The organism is Rhodococcus sp. P3_B8 (assembly GCF_056402775.1).
The window spans coordinates 1-3739 of sequence record NZ_JBFUGT010000462.1 but is presented as its reverse complement, the minus strand read 5'-3'; the positions used below and the strand labels follow the sequence as shown (position 1 = coordinate 3739).

Annotated in this window: 2 protein-coding genes; both read left to right on the top strand. The window is 68.5% G+C overall.

From position 1 onward, the window contains the following. Nucleotides 1–190 precede the first annotated feature (190 nt). Nucleotides 191–3595, top strand: coding sequence for a pyruvate carboxylase (locus AC1D1G_RS42885; RefSeq protein WP_280781737.1), 3405 nt, complete (start codon nucleotides 191–193; stop codon nucleotides 3593–3595). Then, the coding region (locus AC1D1G_RS42880; RefSeq protein ID WP_477956674.1) for an RsmD family RNA methyltransferase at nucleotides 3592–3739 on the top strand (148 nt) is incomplete at its 3' end. The genes AC1D1G_RS42885 and AC1D1G_RS42880, both read left to right, overlap by 4 nt.

The following is a 3739-nucleotide window of genomic DNA, read 5'->3' as shown; positions in this document are numbered from 1 at the left end:
ACGCGGACCGCATCGAATATCTGGAGAAAACGTGAGAACTTACTTCGCTTCACGTAAATCTTCGCTCGTCTGTTTCGGGTCTGTTGCAGAATTCGCACACGTCAGGGGGGTCTTTGTGAAGTTTGTGTAGGATCCTGAAATGTGGGATGCCACTTCTCCGCGGCCGTCCGCGGCGGGGTAGTTTGCTCCAATGTTCTCCAAAGTCCTGGTCGCCAACCGTGGCGAAATTGCGATCCGCGCTTTCCGTGCCGCCTACGAACTAGGTGCTGGAACGGTTGCGGTGTTCCCGTACGAGGATCGGAACTCGATCCACCGTCTGAAGGCTGATGAGAGTTATCAGATCGGCGAGGAGGGACACCCGGTTCGGGCGTACCTCTCCGTCGACGAGATCGTCTCCGCGGCCAAGCAGGCAGGCGCCGACGCCATCTACCCCGGCTACGGCTTCCTTTCCGAGAACCCGGATCTCGCCGCCGCGTGCGCCGAGGCGGGCATCACGTTCGTGGGTCCCTCCGCCGAGGTGCTCGAGCTCACCGGCAACAAGGCGCGTGCGATCGCCGCGGCGAAGGCCGCCGGTCTGCCGGTGCTGGCGTCGTCGGAGCCGTCCGCCGACGTGGACGAGTTGCTGGCCGCGGCCGAGACCATGCAGTTCCCGCTGTTCGTGAAAGCCGTCGCCGGCGGCGGTGGCCGCGGCATGCGCCGCGTCGCCGAGCGGGCTCAGCTCAAGGAGTCCATCGAGGCCGCCGCCCGTGAGGCCGAGTCGGCCTTCGGCGACCCGACGGTGTTCCTCGAGCAGGCCGTCGTCGACCCGCGTCACATCGAGGTCCAGATCCTGGCCGACGGTCAGGGCAACGTCATCCACCTGTTCGAGCGGGACTGCTCGCTGCAGCGCCGTCACCAGAAGGTGATCGAGCTCGCGCCTGCCCCGAACCTGTCGGAAGAGCTGCGGGCGAAGATCTGCGCGGACGCGGTGGCGTTCGCGAAGGAGATCAACTACTCCTGTGCGGGCACCGTCGAATTCCTCCTCGACACCCGCGGCAACCACGTCTTCATCGAGATGAACCCTCGCATCCAGGTCGAGCACACCGTCACCGAAGAGGTCACGGACGTCGACCTCGTGCAGTCGCAGCTGCGGATCGCGTCGGGGGAGACCCTCGCGGACCTGGGTCTGAGCCAGGACAAGATCACGCTGCGCGGCGCGGCGCTGCAGTGCCGCATCACCACCGAGGACCCCGCCAACGGATTCCGCCCGGACACCGGTCGGATCACCGGCTACCGCACCCCGGGTGGTGCCGGTATCCGCCTCGACGGCGGGACGTCGGTCGGGGCAGAGGTCTCCGCGTACTTCGATTCGATGCTCGTCAAGCTCACCTGCCGCGGCCGCGACTTCGAAACCGCCGTCGCCCGGGCCCGCCGCGCGGTCACCGAGTTCCGCATCCGCGGCGTGTCGACGAACATCCCGTTCCTGCAGGCGGTGCTCGACGACCCCGACTTCAAGGCCGGCCGGGTCACCACGTCCTTCATCGAGGAGCGCCCCCAGCTGCTCACGCTACGCAGCTCCGCCGACCGTGGCACCAAGATCCTCACCTACCTCGCCGACGTGACGGTCAACAAGCCGCACGGCGAGCGGCCGTCGGCGGTGTACCCGCGCGACAAGCTGCCCCAGATCGACCTGTCCACCCCGCCGCCGGACGGCAGCCGTCAGAAGCTGCTCGCCCTCGGGCCGGAGGGATTCGCCAAGGCACTGCGGGAGCAGAAGGCCCTCGCCGTCACCGAGACCACGTTCCGTGACGCACACCAGTCACTCCTCGCGACCCGCGTGCGGACCAGCGGTCTGCTCGACGTCGCCGGGCACGTCGCCCGGCTGACCCCCGAGCTGCTGTCCATTGAGGCGTGGGGCGGTGCGACCTACGACGTGGCGCTGCGGTTCCTGCACGAGGACCCCTGGTACCGGCTGGCCGCTCTGCGCGAGGCCGTGCCGAACATCTGTTTGCAGATGCTGCTGCGCGGACGGAACACCGTCGGCTACACCCCGTACCCGGAGAAGGTGACGCGGGCGTTCGTCGAGGAGGCCACCAACAGCGGCATCGACATCTTCCGCATCTTCGACGCCCTCAACAACGTCGACCAGATGCGGCCGGCCATCGACGCCGTCCGCGAGACCGGCACCGCTCTCGCCGAGGTCGCCCTGTCCTACACCGGCGACCTGTCGAACCCGAACGAGAAGCTGTACACCCTCGACTACTACCTGCGCCTGGCGGAGGAGATCGTCGAGGCCGGTGCGCACATCATCGCGATCAAGGACATGGCCGGACTGCTCCGCGCCCCCGCCGCCACCACCCTGGTGACGGCGTTGCGCAAGAACTTCGACCTGCCCGTGCACGTGCACACCCACGACACCCCGGGTGGTCAGCTCGCGACGTACCTGGCCGCATGGCAGGCAGGCGCGGATGCGGTCGACGGTGCCTCGGCCGCGATGGCGGGCACCACCAGCCAGCCTGCGTTGTCGGCGATCGTGGCCGCGGCCGCGCACTCCGAGCACGACACCGGCCTGGACCTGCAGGCCGTGTGCGACCTCGAGCCGTACTGGGAGGCGCTGCGCAAGGTGTACAAGCCGTTCGAGTCCGGGCTGCCTGCCCCGACCGGACGTGTCTACACGCACGAGATCCCCGGCGGTCAGCTGTCGAACCTGCGCACCCAGGCCGTGGCGCTCGGTCTCGGTGACAAGTTCGAGGAGGTCGAGGCCAAGTACGCGGCCGCCGACCGGATGCTCGGCCGCCTGGTCAAGGTCACCCCGTCGTCGAAGGTGGTCGGCGACCTCGCCCTGCACCTCGTCGGATCCGGAGCGTCCACCGAGGAATTCAAGGAGAACCCGGCGAAGTTCGACATCCCCGATTCGGTGGTCGGGTTCCTGCGCGGCGAACTGGGCACCCCGCCCGGCGGCTGGCCCGAACCGTTCCGCACCCGGGCCCTCGAAGGTCGCGGAGCCGCCAAGCCCGAGGTGGCTCTGTCCGCGGACGACGAGAAGGCACTCTCCGGCACGTCCGCGGAACGACGGGCGACGCTCAACCGGTTGCTGTTCCCCGGCCCGACGAAGGAATTCCTCGAGCACCGGGACAAGTACGGCGACACGTCGCAGCTCTCGGCGAACCAGTTCTTCTACGGCCTGCGTCGCGGCGACGAGCACCGGGTCCGCCTCGCACAGGGTGTCGAGCTGATCATCGGGCTCGAGGCCATCTCCGAACCCGACGAGCGGGGATACCGCACCGTCATGTGCATCCTCAACGGGCAGCTGCGTCCGGTGTCGGTGCGTGACCGGTCCATCTCCAGTGAGCTCCCGGCCGCGGAGAAGGCCGACAAGAACAACCCCGGCCACGTGCCGGCGCCGTTCGCCGGTGTGGTGACCCTCGCCGTGACCGAGGGTCAGCACATCGCCGCCGGCGACACGATCGCGACCATCGAGGCCATGAAGATGGAAGCGGCTATCACCGCCCCGCGAAGTGGCACGGTCTCCCGGCTGGCCATCGGATCGGTCCAGCAGGTGGAGGGCGGCGACCTCCTCGCCGTCGTGTCGACAGGGGAGTCCGCGAGCGAGTGACTCGGATCATCGCGGGACTCGCGGGCGGTCGACGCCTGCGGGTCCCGCCGAGCGGGACCCGGCCCACCTCGGACCGGGTCCGCGAGGCATTGTTCARCGCACTGCACAGCCGGATGGACCTCGAAGGCGCGTCCGTCCTCGACC